This window comes from Salinibacter sp. (assembly GCF_036626415.1).
GTDB lineage: Bacteria > Bacteroidota > Rhodothermia > Rhodothermales > Salinibacteraceae > Salinibacter.
Genome location: NZ_JAZKRW010000054.1, coordinates 1 through 19536 on the forward strand (window position 1 = coordinate 1; position 19536 = coordinate 19536).

The 19536-nt window shown below is 64.9% G+C and carries 16 protein-coding genes; 12 read left to right on the forward strand and 4 right to left on the reverse strand.

What is annotated here, in order from left to right:
• Positions 1-12: 12 nt before the first annotated feature.
• Positions 13-306 (reverse strand): membrane protein insertion efficiency factor YidD, encoded by a 294-nt coding sequence (gene yidD / locus V5A20_RS07690; protein ID WP_332327048.1) that lies wholly within the window; start codon positions 304-306, stop codon positions 13-15.
• 102 nt (positions 307-408) lie between these two features.
• Between yidD and hisI the strand changes: the two genes are divergently transcribed.
• Entirely contained in the window at positions 409-798 is a 390-nt protein-coding gene (hisI, locus tag V5A20_RS07695; protein ID WP_332315762.1) for a phosphoribosyl-AMP cyclohydrolase, read from the forward strand.
• 40 nt (positions 799-838) lie between these two features.
• On the opposite strand, the gene V5A20_RS07700 is transcribed toward hisI, so the two are convergent.
• On the reverse strand, positions 839-1450 hold the full coding sequence (locus V5A20_RS07700; protein ID WP_332327049.1) for an SAM-dependent methyltransferase: 612 nt from the start codon (positions 1448-1450) through the stop codon (positions 839-841).
• A gap of 52 nt (positions 1451-1502) precedes the next feature.
• On the reverse strand, positions 1503-2846 hold the full coding sequence (locus tag V5A20_RS07705; protein ID WP_332327050.1) for an APC family permease: 1344 nt from the start codon (positions 2844-2846) through the stop codon (positions 1503-1505).
• A 260-nt stretch (positions 2847-3106) separates the two neighbouring features.
• Here V5A20_RS07705 and V5A20_RS07710 point away from each other — a divergent pair, with 260 nt between their 5' ends.
• A complete protein-coding gene (locus tag V5A20_RS07710; protein ID WP_332327052.1) occupies positions 3107-3604 on the forward strand; it encodes a TspO/MBR family protein in 498 nt (165 codons plus the stop codon).
• A 16-nt stretch (positions 3605-3620) separates the two neighbouring features.
• Here the strand turns inward: V5A20_RS07710 and V5A20_RS07715 are convergent, their stop codons facing one another.
• Positions 3621-5150 carry an SDR family oxidoreductase gene (locus V5A20_RS07715; RefSeq protein WP_332315867.1) on the reverse strand — a complete coding sequence of 510 codons (1530 nt, stop codon included), beginning with the start codon at positions 5148-5150 and terminating at the stop codon, positions 3621-3623.
• Positions 5151-5385: 235 nt separating this feature from the next.
• Here V5A20_RS07715 and V5A20_RS07720 point away from each other — a divergent pair, with 235 nt between their 5' ends.
• The 10 genes from V5A20_RS07720 (at position 5386) to fusA (ending at position 19394) form a co-directional block, all read left to right on the forward strand.
• Positions 5386-5589 carry a hypothetical protein gene (locus V5A20_RS07720; RefSeq protein WP_332315868.1) on the forward strand — a complete coding sequence of 68 codons (204 nt, stop codon included), beginning with the start codon at positions 5386-5388 and terminating at the stop codon, positions 5587-5589.
• Positions 5590-5883: 294 nt separating this feature from the next.
• Complete coding sequence (locus V5A20_RS07725; RefSeq protein WP_332327053.1) at positions 5884-6309, forward strand: hypothetical protein; 426 nt, start codon at positions 5884-5886, stop codon at positions 6307-6309.
• Between the two features lie 99 nt (positions 6310-6408).
• Positions 6409-7338, forward strand: a complete 930-nt coding sequence (locus V5A20_RS07730; protein ID WP_332327055.1) for a hypothetical protein — start codon at positions 6409-6411, stop codon at positions 7336-7338.
• A gap of 227 nt (positions 7339-7565) precedes the next feature.
• A complete protein-coding gene (locus V5A20_RS07735; protein ID WP_332315871.1) occupies positions 7566-8744 on the forward strand; it encodes a site-2 protease family protein in 1179 nt (392 codons plus the stop codon).
• A 147-nt stretch (positions 8745-8891) separates the two neighbouring features.
• Positions 8892-10319: a pyruvate kinase gene (gene pyk / locus V5A20_RS07740; RefSeq protein ID WP_332315872.1), complete on the forward strand. Its 1428-nt coding sequence runs from the start codon at positions 8892-8894 to the stop codon at positions 10317-10319.
• A 102-nt stretch (positions 10320-10421) separates the two neighbouring features.
• Complete coding sequence (gene porW, locus V5A20_RS07745; RefSeq protein ID WP_332327056.1) at positions 10422-13709, forward strand: type IX secretion system periplasmic lipoprotein PorW/SprE; 3288 nt, start codon at positions 10422-10424, stop codon at positions 13707-13709.
• Positions 13710-13862: 153 nt separating this feature from the next.
• Positions 13863-15878 (forward strand): ATP-dependent zinc metalloprotease FtsH, encoded by a 2016-nt coding sequence (gene ftsH, locus V5A20_RS07750; RefSeq protein WP_332315874.1) that lies wholly within the window; start codon positions 13863-13865, stop codon positions 15876-15878.
• A 428-nt stretch (positions 15879-16306) separates the two neighbouring features.
• Complete coding sequence (gene rpsL, locus V5A20_RS07755; RefSeq protein ID WP_332315875.1) at positions 16307-16681, forward strand: 30S ribosomal protein S12; 375 nt, start codon at positions 16307-16309, stop codon at positions 16679-16681.
• Between the two features lie 48 nt (positions 16682-16729).
• Positions 16730-17203: a 30S ribosomal protein S7 gene (gene rpsG / locus V5A20_RS07760; RefSeq protein ID WP_332315876.1), complete on the forward strand. Its 474-nt coding sequence runs from the start codon at positions 16730-16732 to the stop codon at positions 17201-17203.
• A gap of 70 nt (positions 17204-17273) precedes the next feature.
• Entirely contained in the window at positions 17274-19394 is a 2121-nt protein-coding gene (gene fusA / locus V5A20_RS07765; RefSeq protein ID WP_332315877.1) for an elongation factor G, read from the forward strand.
• Positions 19395-19536: the final 142 nt, after the last annotated feature.

Genomic DNA, 19536 nt, shown 5'->3' on the forward strand with positions numbered 1-19536 from the left:
TCCGATTGGACACTAATCGGTGGACGACGGCTGCTCGTCTGCTACAGGGTGTGTCTCTCCGTACCACCGCGGCGGGTCGTAGCCGTGCCCGCCCCACGGGTGGCAGCGAAGAAGCCGGTGGACGGCGAGCACGAGGCCCTTCAGCACGCCGTATTCCCGAACCGCCTGGATCGCGTAATTGGAGCAGGTGGGATGGAACCGGCACGTACGGCCCAGGTGAGGAGACAGCAGGAGCTGGTACGCCCGCACCAGTCCGATGAAGAGGAGACGCGGGGCCCGAAGTAGAAATGAGAAGACGCGGCGCATCGGGGCGACGAAAAAGGAGTCAGCAGCGTCTACAGAACAGCAAACACGGGAAAGAAGTTCAGTGCCACAGTCCGTGTTGCTTTTCCTGAAAGTGTCGTCTCCATGCCCAGCCCGACTGCCCTTCTCGACGCCGTCACCTTCAACGACGACGGCCTCGTCCCCGCCATCGTGCAGGACGCCGAGACCGACCAGGTGCTCATGATGGCGTACATGACGGCCGAGACCCTTCAAGAGACCCTCGACACAGGCCGGATGGTCTACTGGAGCCGCTCGCGACAGGAGCGGTGGGTGAAGGGGCAGACGAGCGGCCACACGCAGAGCGTAGAGGCGGTCCGGCTCGACTGCGACGGCGACACGCTGCTCTTCAAGGTGCAGCAGGAGGGCGGGGCGTGCCACACGGGCTTTCGGTCCTGCTTTCACCGCCGGGGCGACGGCGATGGCTGGACGGTCGACGGCGAGAAGGTGTTCGACCCCGGCGCAGTGTACGAATAAGGCCCCGACGTTCGGTTCCTCCCGGGGACGAGGGCTACCCCTACAGGTCCTCCGGGACCTCCTCGGGAATCGACCACAAGTAAATCGTGTCGCCCTCCAGGTCGACCGTCCGGTCCGGAGCCCACCGACCCATGTCAAAGTCGTGGGACACCACCGGTGTGCCGGGGGAGAGCTGTTCAAACAAGATGGGGCGGAGCTTCTGGTTGACCGACGGCAGCAGGTACAAGGTCACCACCGTGGCCTCGCTAATATCGGCCGCGAACAGGTCGCCCTGCCGGAACTCGACGAGGTTGGCCACGCCGGCCTCCTCGGCGTTCTTGCGGGCCTTCTCCACGAGGTCGGGGTCGATCTCGATGCCGACGCCGCGTGCCCCATGCTTCCGCGCCGCACGAATGACGATGCGTCCGTCCCCACTCCCGAGATCGTAGACGACGTCCGTCTCGTCCACGGTGGCCAGCGCCAGCATGCGGTCGACGACCGGTTCCGGGGTTGGCACGTAGGGCACGTCCGACTCCCGTTCGGGCGGCGTCAGCTCCGGCAGCGCCGTGTCTTCGGTCGTGTCTGTTTGCTGGGCGTGCCCGGCCTGGAGACTGCTGCCCAGCAGAAGGCCGAGCCCAAGCAGGGCGAGCGAGAGGAATCGGAGAGAAGACATCGGGGGCCGAACAATGAATGGAAAGAAGAAGCGGACGAGGGAGAAGAAGACGTCAGGAGGAGGCGTCGAGGGAGCGAGGCTCCCGCAGGGCCAGCAGCGGCAGCCCCCCCAGCAGCACCCCGACGCCCAGCAGGGCACCGGTGCCGGTATAGGCCACGCTGGACCAGAGCATATACACGCAGGCCGCGCAGAAGAGGAGCGGAGTCACGGGGTACAGCGGAACCCGGAAGGGACGAGACACCTCGGGTTCGGTCCAGCGGAGAACAAAGAGGGCCGCGCCGGCCAGCCCGAAAAACAGCCAAAACACGGGGGCGGTGTAGTCCACCATCGCCTCGAAGCCCTGCCGGGTGGAGGCGCCTACGCCCACGAGCCCAAGCGCGATGCCGCCCTGGACGAGAAGGGCATTCGCGGGGGTCTCGGCGTTCTCGTTCCAGTGACCCAGGAAGCGAAAGAGGCGAAAGTCTCGCCCGAGCGCAAAGCTGGTCCGGGCCCCGGTGAAGATGGTGGCGTTCGTGGAGCTGAGGGCGGCCGCCACGACCAACAGGCTGATGAGCTGGGCCCCCGGCGTCCCGAGCGCAGCCCTCATTAGATCGGCCGCGACGACCTGGGATTCGGCCATCCCGGCCTGGCCGAGCCCCTGGAGGTATGCCCAGTTCACCAGCAGGTAGAGCCCCATGATCAGGCCAAGGCTCGCGAACAGCCCCTGCGTCATGTTGCGCCGGAGGTCACGAACTTCGGCCGAAAGGTAGGCCGCCTCGTTCCACCCCCCGTAGGTCAGAAGCACGAAGACCATGGCCATCCCGAAGCTGCCGGTACCGCTCCCCGACGACCCGGAGGCAGCCGAAGACACGGTCGACTCCGGAATAAGGAACAGGCCCGCCCCGACGATGACGAGCAGCCCAATAATCGTGGCGATGGTGAGGCCCCGCTGCACATGCTTGCCCTGCCGCACGCCCACCACGTTGAGCAGCGTGAGGCCGGCGACGGCTAGGGCGGCGTAGATGGACGGTGAGTATGAGCCCAGGGACCACAGTTCAGTGGCGTAGTCGCCAAACACGAAGGCCAGCAGGGCGATAGAACCGGTCTGAATCACCACCAAGCGTGCCCACGCAAACAGGAAGGCCACCCAGTCCCCGAAGGCCCGCTGGAAGTAGAAATAGTCCCCGCCCGCATGGGGGTATGCCGTGGTCAGTTCGGCGTAACAGAGGGCGCCCACGATCGACACGCCGCCCCCCAGTGCCCAGGCAAGCAACATGATCCAGCCGCTGCCGGTATTTCCGGCCACGAGAGCGGGCGTCTCGAAGACGCTGGCCCCAATTACGACCCCGACCGTGAGGGCGATGACATCAACAGTCGAAAGGCTAGACGCCAGCTGTGTTTGGGAGGAGTCGTCCATGAAGGAGACCCGAACAGGGAATCGAGAAAGCCAGCGTGCCTCAGAACGCCAATGTCGATCAGTCGGCGCGAGGCCGGGTCCTTGGGGCCGACGGAGTTCTGAGGCAAAATTCGCGGTCCCTACGGATGCGGGGCGGGGGACGTTCGCCGCGTGGGAGCGCTCGATCCGTATGTCCGAGGTCGGGCAGCCGACCGTGAAAAAGTCCGCTCGAACCTCTATTTTGTGTGCCGATCACTACTTGCGCCAATGCAGCCCGAGCAATGTTTGACGACCGGCGCCACGTATTTACGCTGTTGGGACAGGCCCTCGGGGCAATTCTGCTCTGTGAGGGCGTAGGCCTTCTGGCCGCGTGGGCCACCCAGACCTCCGTCACCACCTGGTACCCGACCCTCGCCAAGCCAAGCTTTACGCCGCCCAATTGGGTGTTCGCCCCGGCCTGGACCACGCTGTACGCCCTCATGGGCATCGCCGCGTTCCTGGTGTGGCGTTGCGGCCCGGATCGCGTCCGCGTCCGAACGGCCCTCACGGCGTTCGGCCTCCAACTCGCCGCCAACGCCGGGTGGTCGTTTGCCTTCTTCGGCGCCCGGTCGCCCGCCCTCGGGCTCGTCGTCATTTTGGGGCTGTGGGGGCTGCTGGCCTGGACCATGGACCGCTTCTTCCGCGTGCGGCCGGTCGCCGGGTGGCTGCTGGTGCCGTACCTCGCGTGGGTGACCTATGCCCTTGCTCTCAACGTGGCCATCTGGGGCATGAACGGATGAGGCGTGGACACGGTGTCTACGCAGAGGTGGGCACGCTCGCCGTCTTCGAGGGCTCCGGCGAATCGTCCGCGTCGGCGGCGCGGTCTTCGGCCCAGTTGGCGAGGGCGCGGAGCTGGCCCGCAAATAGGGGACGGTGTACCCATCGGACCAGTGCCCCGTACAGCGTCCCGGTCAGCCCCTTGGGCTCAAAGAAAACCGTCTGCGTGATGCGGCTCCGGGTGTCGGTGTCTTCGTGGGGGGAGACCTTGAATTGCAGCCAGGCGCGGCCGGGAAGCCGCATCTCCGCCCGCAGGCGGAGCAGCTTGTTCTCCTCACGGGTCTCCACGCGCCAAAAGTCGACCGTGTCGCCGACGCGAAGGGTTTCGGGGTCTCGCCGCCCGTAGCGAAAGCCGACCCCGCCCACCAACTGGTCGATCCAGCCGCGCAGCCGCCACAGGGCGTTCCCGTAGAGCCATCCGGTATCGCCGCCCAGTCGTTCGATGGTGTCGAAGACGAGGGCCGGAGGGGCCTCCACGTTCACTGCGCGCTCCTCACGATAGAGGCCCTCGCTGATTTCCAGTCGCGTCGAGGGGGCTTCGTCGGGCACTGAGGAAACAGCGCTGTTCCAGACGGTCGGAATGGTTCCGGCCTCCGCCCGTCGCAGGGCGAGCCGCAACGCTGCCTCGAACGACATGGGATCGATGTCCGGGAAGAGGGACCGCGCCTTCTCAGGGTCGTCGACGACCACCTCGTTGTCGAGGCCCTCGATGAGCGGACGGGCGATGCTGTTCGAGACCGGGGTGACGAAGCCGATCCAGTGCGACGACAGCCGAGGGGTGAGGAACGGCACGTTCACCACCCACCGCTTGAGGCCCCGCACGTCGGCGTAGATCTTGAACATCTCGGCGTAGGTAAACACGTCGGATCCCCCAATCTCGACGATTTCTCCGGCACTGTCCGGCTGCTGGAGCGCCGCAACCAGGTACTGCAGCACGTTTCGGATGGCGATCGGCTGCGTCGGGGTGTGCACCCACCGAGGGCAGATCATAAGGGGCACCCGTTCGGTCAGGTAGCGGACCAGCTCGAACGACAGGCTTCCCGAGCCAACGATCTGGGCGGCGCGAAATTCCGTGACGGGCACCGACCCATCCCGCAACACCTTGCCCGTTTCGATGCGGCTCTGGAGGTGCTTCGACTGTCGTTCGCCCTTCGGCCGCATGCCGCCCAGGTAGACGATCCGCTGCACGCCGGCCCCTTCGGCGGCGCGCCGGACGTTGGTAGCCGCGCGTCGGTCTCGGTCCTCAAACGCGTCTTCCCCGGCCCCGAGCGAGTGGATGAGGTAATAGACGGCGTCCACGTCCTCCATGGCGGGCGGCACCGTGTCGGCCTCCAGGGCGTCGCCCACCGCCACGTCCACGTCGTCGCTCCAGGGCTGGGCCTCGAGGCGCTCGGCGCTCCGCACGAAGCAGCGGACCGAATACCCTTCGCGGAGTAGGCAGGGAACGAGGCGCCCCCCCACGTAGCCAGTGGCGCCAGTAACAAGGACAGTCGAAGGGGTGGAAGACATGAAGGAAAGGGGATATGAAGGTCGTTTTGTGGCTTCCTGTACGGACCAGGAAGAAAATAGATTGCGAGTACGTGTGCCGCCGGACTGCCACGGGGGCTTCCCATTACGAGAACGTTTCACCTGGAGGCGGAAACCAGAGATCCCCTATGGACTTCCATGTGGACGAACCTCGGCCAAATGCAAGTCCCGAGGTCAACTTTTCTCCACATATCCCAAAACGACCCAGTACGTAGCTATGGCTGAAGTAGATGACACCAAAACGTGGCCGGAGCTTGCCATCGGTCTATATGACAAGCTCACCGGCCGTGGTGCGCAAATTACTTACGAGTTTGATGACTTCGACCTTTATGTCCCGAGCAAGGTTGGCGACGATGCCCGGCACGCGCATTGGAATATGGACGGGACCCTAAAGATTCGGACGAAAGACAACGAATCGTAAATCCGTTCTCAACGCGTCTGTACTGTCAGGTCGGCGCGGCGGGGAGGTGTGTGCCCCATGCCGACGTGATGGCCCCCGTCGGGGCCGGCTTGACGTGCTGAAGTTGTCTCCTCGTGGCTCGCACGCCCCGGCCATCCGGCCGAATCTACCACGAGTGCACGATCATCCTGAATGAACCCTGGGGTGTGGCACCGCGGCCACGAAAAGACCCTCCTTCACTTCCAGTCTGCCTCGCGTCCGGCAGTTGAGCCGGGCCCATCAGCAGCAGGCGCTGGCCAATCCCTCACGTCCGACATGGCACTCCCCCTAGAAATTCTCGCCGACCTCCAGTTGGCCGTCGACGGAGAAGACATCGACATTCGGGGGACTGGAGACCAGGTCGTCGTGGACTTGTCGAGCCTCCGCGCCGGACGCCGTCTCTTGGCCTCGGGGCCGTTTACGTCCGGCCAGCAGGCCCGGGCGACCGGCCGCATCCACGAAGCTCTCCGCATCTCGGGCATCACCGTGGAGGTTCGACTGCGGGGAGATCCGGTGGCTCGTCTTGGGGCGGGGGCCCAGCCCGGAGCAATGGGACGCTTTCTGAACCTCGACGGCATCGAGCTGCAGCCTGCGCGTCCGCTGCGCGCGGCCCTTCGACGCCGACCCGTGCTCACGGCGCTGGTGGTGGGAGGGCTGCTCGCAGGGCTGGGATGGTGGCTGTTCCGACGCGGCGAGTCGTAACGGGGCCCGCATAGGCCCAACCAATGGCGCACCGGGGCCCGCACGGGCCCAACCGATGGCAATGCATCCGTTTCGACGCTGACTCGCCCGTCCCAGCCCATGGTGTGCCGCCTCTCCGTTGTTGCCGCGATCGGCCTGGTCCTCTCGGCCGGTCTTTTCGTAGGGTGCACCCGCCCGTCCCCCTCGTCTGAGACCGCGCCAGCCCCCATCACGGCCCCCGCGTACCTCACGGCGGATGTCTGGGACGACGGCCAGGCGGAGGTCGCGTTCTACCGCGTGGAGCGCACCCGCGATCAGTACGGCCGGGCCAACGCGCAGCAGTTCGTGGCGGGGACGTACCTCGTCAAGCACCGCTTCAGCCCGACCGACATGACGAAGGTCACCGATGGGACCGGCGTCTCGTCCTTTAAATACGCCCTGTTTTACGAACTGGAGAGTGGCTCCTACCAGTACAAGCGCAACTGGGTCGTCAACGCGCGGCAGAAAGACCTTCGGCCCTTCAAGCAGTCGTTTACGAGCTTCGACTGGTGCTCGAACCTCTACCGCGAACTGGCCTTTCCGCCCGGCGGGCCGGTGGAGGTGCGCACCCGAAGCGATGACTACGGCAACCGGCGTGCCTCCTTTTCGCAGCGCCCGAACACGTACCCGCCGGCCCAGCTTCCGTTGCTGATCCGAGGCCTCGACTTTGGGGCCACCGACACCCTTTCTTTTTCGGTTCCCGTTGCGGACAGCAGCGCGCACGTCTCGGCCCGGGCGGTCCGGGCCGGGGGCGAGACCGTAGAGACCGGGGCGGGCGCCTACGACACCGATCGCATCGTTGTCCGCTACGAGGCCCCGGTGCCGTCCCCCATTGCGGAGGAGAGCGACACGACCGAGATCTACTGGCGGGGCACGGGGCCCGAGCGACTGCTCGTCCAGATGCGGGCGGGAGAAGGGCGATACCGGATGGCACTGGTTGAGCACCTTCGCACTCCCTACTGGGAGGAAAACCTGTGGCCCCGACTGGCCCGCATTGAAGAGCGTCCCTGAGCGAACGGCTTCTCTTGTAGCGCCCCTCACTTTCATCTCCGAGTGCGGACATCAGAGCAGTCGCCTCGTTTCTCGCTCGGGGCCTGCCCAAGTGACCCCGCAGAGCACCCGCCCCGTTGATGCCTGAAGGCTCCGGGCGCCGGTCTGTGCAGGTGGGGCAGGGGAACCATGGACCAGCACGTGGCCGTTCATGCGGTCCACATCTCGAGAGCAATCTTGCCAGTCGCATGAAGCGATCACTCCGTGTCGGGTCCGTGGCCGGGATAGGGATATTCCTGCACTGGACCTTCCTTCTGCTCATCGCCGCGATCTTCGCGTATTACTACGTCCAGAGCCAGAGCCTGGGCGCGGCCCTCTCGGGCATGGGGCTCATCCTTGGGGTGTTCCTCTGCGTAATCCTCCACGAACTGGGGCATGCCCTCACCGCGCGCCGCTTCGGGGTCCCTACGCGGAGCATTACGCTCTATCCGATTGGGGGACTGGCACGGCTGGAGCGCATCCCGTCTGAGCCGATGAAGGAGTTTTGGATTGCCATCGGGGGGCCGGCGGTGAACGTCGTAATCGCCATCGGGCTCGCGTTTATCCTACTCCTGACTGGGGGCACCCTCGCGCCGGAAGCGCTGCAGGCCCCCGGCAGCCACGCGCTGGCGTCTCTGATGTGGATTAACGCCGTGTTGGCGATGTTCAACATGCTTCCCGCCTTCCCGATGGACGGGGGGCGCGTGCTGCGGGCCCTCCTGGCGCTCCGCTGGGACTACGCCCAGGCGACCCAGACGGCCGCGAACGTGGGGCAGGCCATGGCGGTCCTGTTCGGGCTCGTCGGAATCATGACGTGGAATCCCGTCCTCCTGTTCATTGCCTTGTTCGTGTACGTCGGGGCCCAGCAGGAGTCGAAGCAGGCCATGTACCGGGCCTTCACTGAAGGCACGCCGGTGCGGGAGGCAATGGTGACCCGGTTCACGACCCTGGCGGTCGAGGATACCCTCGACGACGCCATAGACGCGCTTCTGGCCGGCACCGACCACGACTTTCCAGTGCTGGAAGAGGGGGGCGTCGTGGGCGTCCTCCGTCGCAAGCAGCTCATCGAGGCCCTCTCTGAACGCGGTCGTGATACGCCCGTCGGTGAGATCGCGGATCCGGACTGCTTTACCACGGCCCCGAGCGCTCCGCTCGATGAGGTGTTTCAGCAGATGAATGCGCGGAGCTGCTCGACCGTACCGGTGGTGGAAGGGGGACGGCTCGTGGGGCTCCTGACCCTCGAGAACGTAGGGGAGCTTATCATGGTGTCGAGCGCCCTGGAAACGCGGCCCCACCCGCGGGTGTCCCGCGATCAGCTCTCTGAGGGCCCGCTACGAGAGCGCCCGAACGGGAGGACGTCGTCGTCCGGGTCCACCTCCGTCCCGTGAAGACTTCTGGGGGAATCGGGCGGCGCTGCCTCTGGTCGTGCATTTCCACCCGGACTCTTCTAGGTTTGGGGCGGCATTGGTCTCACAGCAGCCGTCCGGCGCATGAGACCCGCATCGCATGCACTGTTTCCCCATCGATCCTGAAGCATGGACCGCCGAACCAAAATTGTATGCACGCTGGGCCCGGCGACCACGGATCCGGAAACGCTCCGTCGTCTCGTCGTGGCGGGGATGGACGTGGCTCGTATGAACTTCTCACACGGCACCCACGACGAGCACCGGGAGCGCGTCGAGGCCGTTCGGGAGGTCGCCGGGGCTGAAGGCGAAAGGGTGACCGTGCTACAAGACCTACAGGGCCCCAAAATTCGGGTGGGGAAGGTTCAGAACGATTCAGTGATGCTGACGGAGGGCAGCGAGGTGTTGGTGACCACCGATGCCCCCCGAGAAAGCACGAGTGAGCACATTTTCATCGACTACGACGCCCTGGCCCGAGACGCCCGGGAGGGCGAGCGCATCCTGATTGATGACGGGCTGCTCGAGCTTCGAGTGATTGAGGCGGAAAACTCGCAGCTTCGGACGACGGTGGTCGAGGGCGGGCCGTTGCGGTCCCGGAAAGGTGTGAACCTGCCCGACTTGCAGACGTCTACGCCGCCGATGACGGAGAAGGACCTGAAGGATCTGGAGCTCGGGCTTGAACTGGGGGTCGATGTCGTGGCGCTTTCCTTCGTGCAGGAGCGCTCCGACGTGGAGGCGCTGGTCCACCGGATCGAAGAAACGGGCGAGAAGACCGGCGTGATCGCCAAGATTGAAAAGCCCCAGGCCGTCCGCAACATCGACGAGATCCTGGAGGTGGTGGACGGCATCATGGTGGCCCGGGGCGACCTTGGCATCGAGATGCCGATGGAGGAGGTGCCCGGCACGCAGAAGCGCCTCATCCGCAAAAGCATGGCCGCGGCCAAGCCCGTAATCACGGCCACGCAGATGCTCGAGAGCATGGTGGAGGATCCGCGACCGACCCGTGCAGAGGCGAGCGATGTGGCCAACGCGGTGCTCGACGGCAGCGACGCGGTGATGCTGTCTGCCGAGACGGCGGTGGGAAATCATCCGGTTCGGGTCGTGGAATCCATGAATCAGATCATCCGCCAGGCCGAGTCCTACTGGCAAGAGCAGCGGCGGGCCCTCACCATGACCCCCGACTACTTCGAAGAGGGGGCGAACGTGACGGACAGCGTCAGCTTTACGGCCTGTCGCCTCGGTGAGCAGGTGGGGGCAAAGGCCATCTGTTGCCTGACCAACTCAGGCGCGACCGCTCGTTCCATCGCCCGGCACCGGCCCAGCATGCCCATCTATGCCTTTACCGACAACAAACGGGTGGTCGCGCAGCTCGGCAGCCTCTGGGGCACGGACGCCTTCTATATTCCCTTCCAACAAGATACCGACCAGGGCATTGCACGCGTCCACAGCGTGCTGCACGAGTACGACCTTGTAGAGCCGGGCAGCAAGGTGGTGTTGACTGTCGGAATGCCGCTGCCCGCCCGGGGGCGCACCAACACTGTCCACGTGAGCACGGTGTAGCGGAGGGGGCAGTCCGGCGGGAACGGATCTCGTGGCGGCCGGCCCCCATTGCAGAAGCCAGCGCATCCCTTCTCCTTTTCCCGACGCGACAGGCGTGTCGCCATGGGTCGCTTTTTTCGCCGGGCGCGAGCATGCGGTTGGGGACTCTTCCGCGTCGTGCTTCTCCTTTCCGTGGCCGGACTGGCAATGAGCTGTGGGCGCGGCACGTTTGTCGGGCGCCAGTACGATGACTTTACGGCCTATTACAATGCCTTCTACAACGCAAACCAAGCCTTTGAGGCCGGGCTCGAATCGGTCACGGAATCCGGAGGGGACATCGACCGGGGGCGCTATATTCCTGTGTTTCCGACCCCGCAGGGCGGGTCCGGAGAGTCGTCCTTCGAGAAGGCGATTCAGAAAAGCGCGGACCTGCTCCGAGAGAACCCGAACTCGAAATGGGTGGACGACGCGCTGCTTCTGATTGGGCGGGCTCGGTACTATCAACAGAACTACGTCGGGGCGGCCCAAAAATTCCGAGAGGTGGTTGCGCTGGAGGCGGAGCGCGAAGGGGAGGCAAGGTTTCGGCTGGCACAGACACTCGTGGCGGCGGATCGATACACGGAGGCTGCCGAGGCCTTGCGGTCGGGGTTGGAGCAGGGGGCGGACTACGGCACGTGGACGGCCCGGATGCGACTCGCGCGCGGCGAGCTTCTCGTGCGCCAAGAGAACTGGAAGGAGGCGGAGCAGGCCCTTGCACGCGGCCTGACCGACGAACTCCCGGACGACACAGGGGCACGCGCTGCGTTTCTGCTGGGGCAGGTGCGCGAGACCCTGGAGGACTTCGATGGGGCCCGGGTGGCGTACCGGCAGGTCCTGGACTACGATCCGACCTATTCCTTGGAGTTTGCGGCGCGGTTGGGGGGCATCGAGATGCGGGGCCTGGAGGGCCGTCCGGAAGAGGCGCTGGAGCGGCTCGAATCGTTGGAACGAGCCGATAATACGAGTGAGATGCGTGGGCAGATTGCACGGGTCCGGGCGCAACTGTTCGAGGAGCAGGGGCGCCCCAAGCGTGCGAAGCGAGCGCTGACGGACGGGCTACGCGGGGCGGAGGCCCCCACGGGGACGGTCCAAGGGCGCCTTCATTACGACCTGGCGGCGCTCTACCGCGACACCTACGAGGACTACACGCGGGCCGCGGCGCATTTTGATACGGCCTCCACCACCCTCTCGTCCGGCGGCGGGCGCGACACCGAAAGCGATGCGGTGAGGCAAGCGCTTCCCCGGGCGCCCTCCGACGCTGCGGCCCAGGCGGATCGCTTTCGAGGACTCGCGGACCGCTCGCAGGCCGTAGCCCGAATGGACTCGCTCCTGCGCCTGGGCCGGATGCCTCCCGCTGAGTTTCAGACAACGGTGGAAGAGATCCGGCAGCAGCAACTGAAGGAGCGAGCGCGGGAGACGCAGGCCCGTGAGCGTGGCCGGCAGCAGTTCCGAGGACGGAGACAGGGGGAGACGCAGGGGGCGACGGCCCCCCCGGCCCGGCAGAACGCCGTCGAGACCCGAGAGGGCGATGCGGGCTTTCTCTTTCATCGGGATCCAACCCTCGTGCAGCAAGGGCGTCGCCAGTTCGAGCAGACGTGGGGAAACCGCCCCCTCGTGGACGACTGGCGTCGGGGCGAAGCCATCCAGGGACAGAGCGCACCGGCAACCGCCGAGGAGGGGGAGGGAACGCAAGAGACGGGCCCCTCTGCAGCGCCGACCTCGTCGGAGGGGATCGTCGACGTGTCGGACGTGCCGCGTGACTCTGCGAGCCAGGCAGACATGGAGTCGCAACGGGCCACCGCCCGGTACGAACTCGCCAACGCCCTCTTCCGGGCGGCCGGGCGTCCGGATTCGTCCGAAACGTGGTTTCTGCTGGTGCTGGGAGAGAACAAGGAGCACCCCGTCGCAAGAAAAGCGCTCTACGGCCTGGCCCAGGTGCATCAGGCGCAGGGCGACACGACCGCCGCCCACCAGGCGTATCGTCACCTCATCCGGGAGCATCCCGGCACGCCCTACGCCCGGCGCGCTCGCCAGCAGCTCGGTCTGAAGCAGGCCGAAGCCACCTCGGGGGGCGAAAAATCCCGAGCCGACTCGGCGTATGCTCTAGCCTACCAGACCTGGCAGGGGGGCGACCCTGAAGCTGCCTTCGACGAATTCCTGCGTGTGGCGAGGGCCCACCCCAAGTCGTCCACCGCGCCCCGGGCCCTTTTGGCCGCTGGGGCCGTGTACCACCGCTCAGCACGACAGGACCCCGGCAGTCGCCTTCAGGCCCAACTCAAACAATACGTCGATTCGTTGAAGCACTGGGGCACCCGTCTTCCTAGCGATTCGACGGCGAGGCCCGATCCCGATACGACGGCGAGCCGGGAGACAGGGGCCTCGGCGTCTCCATCCCCGGAATTAGCAACCCGGCCCCGCAGGCCGCGACGAGTCACCGATACGACCGCCCGTCGACAGGGCGCCCGCAGGCGGGCTGACACGGGGCGGGTTGATTCTGCCAACGCAGAGGGCTCAGATCCAAGCCCACAGGCGGGCGGGGAAATGAGTTCACAAACCGCTCCCCGGGAGGCAGACTCGGCAGTCATGCAGGGAGGGGCTCGTCCCTCCCGCCGCCCCGATAGCACAGCCGACGGACGCCCGGCCTCCTTTCCGGATACAACAGGCCGCACGGGAATGGAGTCGGGCCCCAATCGCACGGCACTGGCGCCGGACTCGGGCCGTGCGGACACGAGCGACGGGGCCCCCAGTCCCCTCGAAGGGCTTCTCTCGTACTTGACGGAGCAGTATTCGGACACCCCCGCTGCAGCCCGGGCACAGAAACTTCTCAGCTACCTGGAGCGACAACGCATGGCGCCAGATTCGACTGCTACCGACTCGTTGGGAGCGACGAACCCTCCCTCGACGAGGGCATCGCCGAAGTCCACAGCGCCGTCGGCTCAGGATTCTGTACGTACGGCCGGCGCGGCATCCGCAGATTCGCTGAACGGGTCGCAGGATTCGCGCCTCGAGGCCCCGAGTGCCGACTCGTCTCTGCGCGACACCAGTGATCAGGCCTCCGCCTCGATGCCGGAGGCTGAGGCGACGCGTGCCACACAACGGGATTCCGACGCGATGGAAGGGCGCTGGGCCATCGTCGTAGCCTCCAAAACCACCCGCTCGGAAGCCCAAGAAATTGCATCGACGTACGAGACCCAGTTTGATGCAGTGGAGGTCCTCACTGCCTCGGTGGACGGGACTTCTCGGTACCGAGTGGCGGTTGGCCGATATGGTTCCCTGGCGGGTGCGAAAAAGGCCCTTGACGAAGACAGTTCGGAACTGCCGTCCAGCGCATGGGTGATCGAGTTCCCACAGAACGAGGCTGGGTCGCCCTAAATCCTGATTCCGGGGGTGTCGCGCCGGTCCGTTCGGGGAGGCGCCCGATAAGTGGCCCCGGGTCCGCGCGTGGCAGCGTTCAGCCCGGAGATTCGGGAGAGCCTTGCTTGGGTCCCATTTTCCCTAGATCGTACACCACACTCCCTCTGCCTTATGTCGACGTCGCGCGAGCGTCCGTCATCGGGGACAGACGCCAACCCGTCCCAAGATGCCTCTGGGCCAGAGCGGGGTGGGTCGGTTCTGCGTTCGCGGTACGCACTCTGGATCGGAGGGGCCATCGGCCTCGCCCTCCTTGTGCACTTTGGAATCAAGTGGCAGAATGCAACCGCGCCCAGCACCCTTGAGTACAGCACGTTCCTCGAGCATGTCGAGGCCGGGCACGTCGAGCGGGTCGAGATCGTGAATGGCGTGCGGGTTGAAGGGGTCTACACAGCTTCTGCGGTGGAAAATGGTCGGGTTGATCTGCGACCGGCGCCCGATGGATTCATGGGCGCGGTGGCCGAGCGCCCCCGGCGCGCGTTCCTATCCCATAAGCCCCGTACGCACGAACTGACGGCGTTTCTGCGCCGCCACAACGAGGCGGCAGCGGAAGCGGGGGAGTCCCCCGTCACGTTTGCGGCCACGCAGGAGGACGACTGGGTCGGAACCCTACTCCTCTGGGGCCTTCCACTCGGGCTCATCGTTGGCCTTTGGGCGTTCTTCATGCGACAGATGGCGACGGAGGGGCATCGAGAGCAGCTCGGAAACGATGCGGCGGCACTGTTCAGCGAAGCGGATGGCGATCGTGTCACCTTCGACGACGTGGCCGGCCTCGATGAGCCCAAGGAGGAGGTCGCCGAGATCGTCGAGTTTTTGCGGCGCCCGCAGAAGTTTACGCGGCTGGGCGGGGCCCTGCCGACCGGGGTTCTGCTGGTGGGACCGCCCGGCACCGGCAAAACCCTCTTGGCAAAGGCCGTGGCCGGCGAGGCGGGGGTGCCGTTCTTTTCCATCTCGGGGTCGGACTTTATGGAGATGTTCGTGGGCGTGGGGGCGAGTCGGGTGCGGGACCTCTTCGACCATGCCAAAGAGCAGGCCCCCTGCATCATCTTCATCGACGAGGTGGACGCCGTCGGGCGCACGCGAGGCGGACAGGGCGGCGCAGGGACCGGAGAGCGCGACAATACCCTGAATCAGCTGCTCGTCGAGATGGATGGGTTCGGGTCCGATGAGGGGGTGGTCATCATGGCCGCCACCAACCGGCCCGACGTGCTCGACTCGGCCCTTCTGCGTCCGGGGCGGTTCGACCGGCAGGTCGCAATCCACACGCCCGACCGTCGCGAGCGGGCAGACATCTTCCGGGTGCACGTGCAGAACCTGCGGCTAGACCGGTCGGTCGACGTCGAGGTGCTGGCTCGGCAGACGCCCGGCTTTGCCGGGGCCGAGATTGCAAACGTCTGCAACGAGGCGGCCCTGCTGGCGGCGCGGAAGGACGAAGGAGCCATTCGGATGGAGGATTTTGAGCACGCCCTCGATCGTGTGATTGCAGGGCTGGAGAAGAGCAACAAGCTCATTTCACCGGAGGAGCGACGAGTGATTGCCCACCACGAGTCGGGACACGCCATTGTTGGGTGGTTCCTCGAGCATACCGACCCTCTCGTGAAGGTCTCGATCGTGCCCCGGGGCGTGTCCGCGCTCGGTCACGCGCAGTACCTCCCCGAAGAGCGAGACCTGCATTCGAAAGAGGCGCTCATGGACCGCATGACGATGGCCCTTGGGGGGCGCGTGGCCGAAGAACTCGTCATTGGGCGGGCAACAACCGGCGCGCAGGACGACCTAGAGCGGGTTACGAAGATGGCCTACGCCATGGTGGTGGACTACGGAATGAGCGACCGGATTGGCCCCCTCAGCTACAATCGATCCCAGCGGCGGGACAACGGGTCTTTTCTTGGCAAGCCCTACTCGGACGCCATGGCCGAAGCCATCGACGAGGAGGTCGCGGCCCTCGTCTCCGAAGCGCGAAGCCGGGCGGCCGACCTCCTACGGGACAAGCAGCCCTTGCTCGACGAGATGGCCGAGACGCTTTTACAAGAAGAGGTGCTCGGCGCGGAAGCGCTCGTGGCCCTTCTCGGGGAGCCGCCCCACGGCGGATACGCACCAGTCGAAAATCTCAGCGAACGCTCCCACCAGTAACCGGCGGGAAAAAGAAAGCGTCCCGAGCGCGGCAAGGCGCGATGGAAGTTCGTCTGAATCCGACGAAGTGGCACGGTGTGGAGAAACCCGCACGAACAGTGCTCCGTAGACCTCCTCTGAAGAAAGCCAAGCAAGACGGACGTCACAAAAGCAGCCCGTTGGGCGAGCTTTGCTCGCCCTCTCTTTTGCTCCGTGTCTGCAAAAAAGATTGATCAACCGATATAGGGCAACGTACCGGCCTGCGAGGCCTCGGCAAAATTTTCCCGGGGAAAGAAGGCAGAGGCTTCTTTTCATTCCTTCTTTGTGCTGCATACAGGACCTTAGCTACAGAGGAAAAGGTATTCAACGAGTGTGCGCATTACAGGGTGCTGCCAGTGCGCGTCCACGGCGTCCTTCCGACATCGTCTTGACAAACGACCAACACTGACGTGCCGACGACTCAACAGCTGATCCGAAAAGGGCGAAAGTCTGAAGAGGAGACGAGCGACGCCCCCGCGCTTGAAGGAAGTCCTCAGCGCCGAGGCGTCTGCATGCGGGTATACACCACCACCCCAAAGAAGCCGAACTCGGCGCTCCGAAAGGTGACACGTGTGCGGCTGACCAACGGCAACGAGGTGACCGCCTACATCCCGGGCGAGGGTCACAACCTTCAAGAGCACTCCATTGTGCTCGTGCGGGGCGGGCGCGTGAAAGACCTGCCGGGGGTAAAGTACCACGTCGTGCGAGGAGCGCTCGACACCGCCGGCGTGGAAGAGCGCCGCCAGGGCCGGTCGAAGTACGGCACCAAGAAGCCGCGCGAGTAGCGCTCCCTGCGACCCGACATCCAAATTTGACGACAGTCATTCTTTGCTATGCCACGAGACAAGGCTCCCGAGCAGCGCACCACCCAGCCGGATCCCATTTACCGGGACGACATGGTTTCCCGGTTCGTGAACGCCATCATGCGAGACGGCAAGAAAAGCTTGGCCCGGCGCATTGTATACGACACGTTTGACGTAATTGAAGAGCGCACCGGAGAGGAGGAGGGGTTGGAGGTGTTTAAGAAGGCCGTGAACAACGCTGCACCCCTCGTGGAGGTGCGGAGCCGTCGCGTGGGGGGGGCCACCTACCAGGTGCCCACCGAGGTACGACCCGAGCGGCGCATTACCCTGGCCTTCCGGTGGATCATCCAGTATGCCCGGGCCCGGAATGAGAAGAGCATGGTGAATCGTCTCGCGAGTGAGCTGGTTGACGCTGCTCGCGGCGAAGGCGGTGCTGTAAAAAAGAAAGACGACACGCACCGCATGGCCGAGTCCAACAAGGCCTTCGCTCACTTCCAGTTTTAGTGCTGGACGGATCGGGCCGCCTCCCGATCTGCACTGAGCGTTCAAGTACGCAACTTTGAGCTTTATACCCATGGCTACGCAGAAAAACGAAAGTTTCCCGCTGGAAAAGACCCGGAATATCGGCATCATGGCGCACATTGATGCCGGGAAGACCACCCTTACGGAGCGGATTCTCTTTTACACCGGGCGCTTGCACCGCATGGGGGAGGTGCATGAGGGGGCGGCGACCATGGACTTCATGGAGCAGGAGAAGGAGCGGGGGATCACCATTACCTCGGCGGCAACCACCTGCTACTGGGACGACCACCGGGTGAACATCATTGACACGCCGGGCCACGTGGACTTTACGGTGGAGGTGGAGCGCTCTCTCCGGGTGCTTGACGGTGCGATTGCCCTGTTCTGCGCCGTCGGGGGCGTGGAGCCGCAGTCGGAGACGGTCTGGCGCCAGGCCGAGAAATATGATGTGCCGCGGATCGGGTTCGTGAACAAGATGGACCGAACCGGGGCTGACTTCGAGAATGTCCTTGAGATGATGGAAGACCGCCTCAGCGCCAATCCGGTGCCGGTGCAGTATCCCATCGGGGCGGGCGACATGTTTCGGGGGGTCATTGACCTCATCGAAGGCAAGGCCATCATTTACGACGATGAGTCCCAAGGCATGCAGTGGGATGTCGTCGAAATTCCGGACGATCTGAAGTCGAAGGCCGAGCAGTGGCGCATCAATCTCCTGGAGAGCGTCGCGGAGTACGACGACGAGCTGCTGATGAAGTACCTCAACGAGGATCAGGAGGTGGAGCCGGACGAGCTGGACGCAGTGATCCGGAAGGCGACCCTCAACCGTGACATGACCCCGATGTTCTGCGGGTCTGCCCTCAAGAACACGGGCGTGCAGCGCGTGCTGGACGGCGTCACGAACTACCTTCCGAGTCCGAACGACGTGCCGGCCATCACGGGGCACCACCCGCAGGAAAAGGACGAAGACATCACGCGCCATCCCCGAGAGGACGAGCCCTTCAGCGCGGTTGCGTTCAAGATCACGACGGACCCCTACGTTGGGAAACTGACCTTCGTCCGCGTCTACAGCGGCACGCTGGAGTCCGGATCCCGCGTTTACAGCCCGACCCGCGACGAAGACGAGCGCATCGGGCGCATGATGTTCATGCACGCCGACAGCCGAGAGGATGTGGACATGATCCGTGCCGGCGACATTGCCGCCGTGGTGGGCCCGAAAAACCTGAAGACTGGGGACACGATTTGTGACCCGGACCACCCGGTGGTGCTCGAGTCCATGGACTTCCCGGAGCCGGTGATCCGGATTGCGGTGGAGCCAAAAACCAAGGCCGACCGAGACAAGTTGACCAACGGCCTTACCAAACTCGCCGAGGAGGACCCGACGTTCAACGTCCGCACCGACGAGGAGACCGGGCAGACGATTATTGCAGGCATGGGGGAGCTGCACCTTGAGATCATTATCGATCGGCTCAAGCAGGAGTTCAAGGTGGAAGCCAACGTGGGACAGCCTCAGGTGGCGTACCGCGAGGCCCTCACCGAGATGATCGACGAGCACTACGTCCTGAAGAAGCAGACCGGGGGCCGCGGACAGTTCGCCGAGGTCTACATGGACGTGGGCCCGATCCCAGACGAGGAGGAGGAAGAGGCGGGCCTTGTCTTTAAGAACGAGATCAAGGGCGGGGTCATCCCGAAAGAGTTCATTCCATCCGTCGAGCGCGGCATCGAGAGCGCCATGGATGACGGGCCGCTGGCCGGATATCCGATCGAGGGGGTATGGGTGCGTCTCTACGACGGGGACCACCACGAGGTCGACTCCGACCAGAACGCCTTCGAGATTGCCGGTCGGCTTGGCTTCCGCGAAGCTGCCCGCCACGCCAACCCGGTCCTCATGGAGCCGGTAATGGAGGTAGAGGTCGTCACCCCTGACGACTACATGGGGGACATCATTGGCGACCTCAACGGCCGGCGCGGCCAGATTGGCCAGATGGGCCAGCGCAACGACGCGCAGGTCATCAACGCCAAGGTGCCGCTCTCGGAGATGTTTGGCTACTCGACGGACCTCCGTTCGTTGTCGCAGGGACGGGCCATCTACACGATGCAGTTTGGAAGCTACGAGCCGGTTCCCGAAGAGATTGCTTCCGAAATTATGGACGAGCAGACCATTGGCGCGGCGGCCTAGCTCGTCCGTGCCGCGGGACGCCGGTCCCGAGGCTGCGTTCTTTTCTGCCATATTCGAATCCACACGCACACACCGACCACACATCACCATGGCCAAGGAAGAGTTTGCGCGGGAGAAGCCGCATGTAAATGTAGGAACGATC